Origin of the sequence: Mycobacterium sp., assembly GCF_049585075.1 — a bacterium.
Lineage (GTDB): Bacteria > Actinomycetota > Actinomycetes > Mycobacteriales > Mycobacteriaceae > Mycobacterium.
On the sequence record NZ_JBAUZA010000181.1, the window covers coordinates 1 to 3499 of the forward strand.

2 protein-coding genes are annotated in these 3499 nt (G+C 66.6%); both read right to left on the reverse strand.

What is annotated here, in order from left to right; genetic code table 11:
- Nucleotides 1–2169: CoA transferase (locus tag WB785_RS08530; RefSeq protein WP_424078454.1), on the reverse strand; the 2169-nt coding region annotated here is incomplete at its 3' end.
- 71 nt (nucleotides 2170–2240) lie between these two features.
- Nucleotides 2241–3499 (reverse strand): aldehyde dehydrogenase family protein (locus tag WB785_RS08535; RefSeq protein ID WP_424078453.1); only part of this gene is annotated, 1259 nt, incomplete at its 5' end.

A 3499-nucleotide genomic window follows, 5' to 3' on the forward strand; every position in this document is an offset into this window, starting at 1 on the left:
TCCCAGAATCTGGTCGTTGTGCTGGCCGAGTGTCGGCGGGGCAAAGCGATGGTGCCGGGAAGGTCCGGGGGTGATGCGAAACGGCCAGCCGGGATAGCGGTGCCGGCCGGTGATCGCGTGCTCGAAATCCTCGTAGTACCCCCGCGCATCGAGCTGCGGCACGTCATACATCTGTTCGGGCGTGATGACCTTCTCGGCGGGGATATGGCGTTCCTGAAGAGCCGCAACGATATTCGCGGGCGACTGGGTTTGAGTCCAAGCAGCGACGACTTTGTCGAAGACGTCGTGATTGGCTGCCCGGTCGTCCTGGAGCAGCGCGGGCTCACCCATCAGGTCGACCAACGCGGCCCAGTCGTTGTCGTCGCGCACCGACAGCGCCACCCACGCATCCTCGGTGTCGGTCGGGTAGACGCCTTGGCGGTAGCCGCGTTGCCGGTTGCCTTCCCGCGGCCGGACGATGCCGTTCATCGAGTACTCGATCACCGGTTCGGCGGTGACGGCGGCGCCGACCTCGATCTGCGCGACCTCAACAAGCTGACCTTCGCCGGTGCGGCGGCGGTGCTCGAGTGCGGCGAGCAGCGCCACGCCGGCGTGCACTCCGACAATCGGGTCGGCGGGGCCCTGCACGTTGCACGGTGGACCGTCGGCGTAGCCGGTCACCGCCGACATGCCGGAAACCTGTTCGATGTTCAGCGCCCAGCCCACGTAGTCCCGCCACGGGCCGTCGAGGCCGAATCCCGGCATGCGGACTGCGATAACGTCGGGCCGTAGCGCTACCAGCGATTGATAGTCCAGCCCGAACTGCTCGACCACCCGAGGCGAAAAGTTCTCCACGACAACATCGGCCTCGGCGGCAAGCCGTCGCGCGAGCTCGCGCCCGGCCTGCGAGGTCAAGTCCAGCGTGATGTCTCGCTTGTTGAGGTTGGTGGCCTGCCACAGCGCGCTGCGCTCGTACCAGTCGTCGCCCTCGTACGGATACGCCGCCGAGTAGCGGAACCCGTCGGGCCGCTGAATCGACTCGACTTTGATGACGTCGGCGCCGAGGGCGCCGAGGTAACAGGTGAGGTAGCCGCCCGCCCAAAATGTGGTCAGGTCAAGGACTTTCAGCCCGGCGAACGGCTGGGAAGGGTCGGTGATCTCGGCGGATGGCCAATGGCCACGGGATGCTGCGCTAGCCGCGATCGCCGGCGTCTTCGAGAGACGAAACGGCGGGCCCGGACGTCGAAAAGACCAATCCCGTCCTCCCCCGTCGACGAAGAATTCCCGCTTGACGTACTGCGGGCAATCCAGCGCGGTGGCGCCGTCTGCTATCGGCGCCGCCGGAATACGCAGTGCCTGACTGAGTTCGACGATTTCGGCGACGGTTCGCTCGCTCAGCCAGGGTTGGGCGGCCGCGAAGAACTCGGCACGCTCCGGACCGCCCATCATGATCGCGTATTGCTGCTCGCCGAACTCGGGCAATTCGAGCATGGCGCACACGTCGAGCCAGTGCTGCCCGGTCAGGCAGTTGATTCCGACCCAACCATCGCCGGCCCGAACGACACCCAGCATCGGGGACGAGCGGATGTTGGACGGCAGGCCCAGCGTTCGCATTCGCTCGGCCATCAACATCGGGTAGGGCAGCGTGGACAGCAGCGCCTCGAACACCGAGACATCGACCTCGGTCACCCGACTCCTAGAGGCGATTCGCAGCGCGGTGAGCGCGCCCAAGGCGGCGTACCCGCCGGCGACGTACTCGGCGATGCGGGCGCCCGCCTGCACCGGCGGGCGGTCGAGGTCGCGCGCCGAGACCCAACCCGACGCCGCCTGGAGCGTCAGCGATGTCTCCACGCGGTCGCGAAACGGCCCGTGCTGCCCGAAGTTTGAGATGCGCACCACGACCAGGTTCGGGTTGATGTCTTGCAGGGCGTCGATTGCGAGTCCGGATTCGTCCAGGGCTCCGGGAGCCAGCGCGTCGATCAGGACGTCGGCGTCACGGATGAGCTCGAGGGCGACCGCTGCCTGGCGTGCCAGGTCGAGCACCGTGGCGTGCTTGCCGACGTTGAGGTACTCGAACAACCCGCAGCGATCGGGGTCGGGATCGCCGCCGGGAAACGGCCCCCATCGACGCAGCGGATCCCCTTCCGGCCCTTCGATTTTAGTTACGTCAGCGCCCAGATCGACGAACATTTTGCCACAGTAGGGACCTGAGATCTCATCAGCGATCTCGACGACACGAAGGCCGTCGAGAAGCCCGCTCCTCACGCGGGCAATCCCATGGCCTTCGGCTCCATGTACTGACGAATTCCCATGATCCCGCCGCTTTCCCGGCCGAACCCGCTCTGGTTGAAGCCGCCGAACGGCGCACCACCGGGACCGAAACCGTTGACCGCGATCTGCCCGGTGCGAACTCGACGCGCAACGGCGACGGCACGGTCGACGTCTGTGCCCCACACGGCGCCGGAAAGCCCGTACTGCGAGTTGTTCGCGATCCGCACCGCGTCGTCGTCGTCGTTATAGCGCAGCACCGACAGCACCGGTCCGAAAACTTCTTCCTGCGCAATCGTCGCATCCGGCGTGACGCCGGTAAGGATCGTCGGCTCGAAGTAGAACCCGGTATCCAAGCCTACCGGGCGGCCGCCGCCGGTGGCCAGCTTGGCGCCGTCGTCCAGAGCCCGATCCACGTGTGCCTGAACGCGTTGCAACTGCGCGGCGCTGATCAGTGGACCCATCTGCACGTCGGGGTCGGTAGGATCGCCGACCTTGACCGCACGGGCCAGCGCGACCAGCCGATCGACCATCTCGTCATGGATCGACTCGGGAAGCAACAGCCGGCTGTGCAGGATGCAGGCCTGACCGGCGTGGAAGGAGCACGACTCGAACATCATCCGCTCCAGCGTCTCGTCGCTCAGCGCGATGTCGTCGAGCACGATGCTGGCCGACTTGCCACCGCACTCGAGCAGCAGCCGCTTCATGGTGCCACCGGCTGCGGCCATCACGTCGCGGCCGACGGCCGAGCTTCCGGTGAAGCTGACCATGTCGATTCGCGGGTCGACGGTCAGCAGCTTGCTGGACTCGATATCGGACGGCGTGACGACATTGACCACGCCCGGCGGAATGTCGGTGTGCTCGTCGATGATTCGGGCCAACGCCAGACCGGCGAGCGGGGCCAACGGCGACGGTTTGAGCACGACGGTGTTGCCCGCGGCCAGCGCGGCGCACACTTTCATCACGTTCAGGGTGTGCGGAAAGTTCCACGGCGTCAGAATCGACACCACACCGAGTGGCTCATAGCGCAGCAGAGTTGTTCCCGCCGCGCCGTAGGCGTCGATCTGCTCCTCGACGGGATGGGTGGCAAGCTCGGCGGCCTGCAAGGCCGAGAACGCCGGTCCCTCGACATGGATGACGCGCTCATTGCCGGTGCAGCCCCACTCGAGTTGCGCCAGCGCGAAGAACTCGTCGGCATGCGCGAGCAACGCCTCGCCGAGCTGGTTGAGCCAGCCAGCGCGCTGCTCGGGGC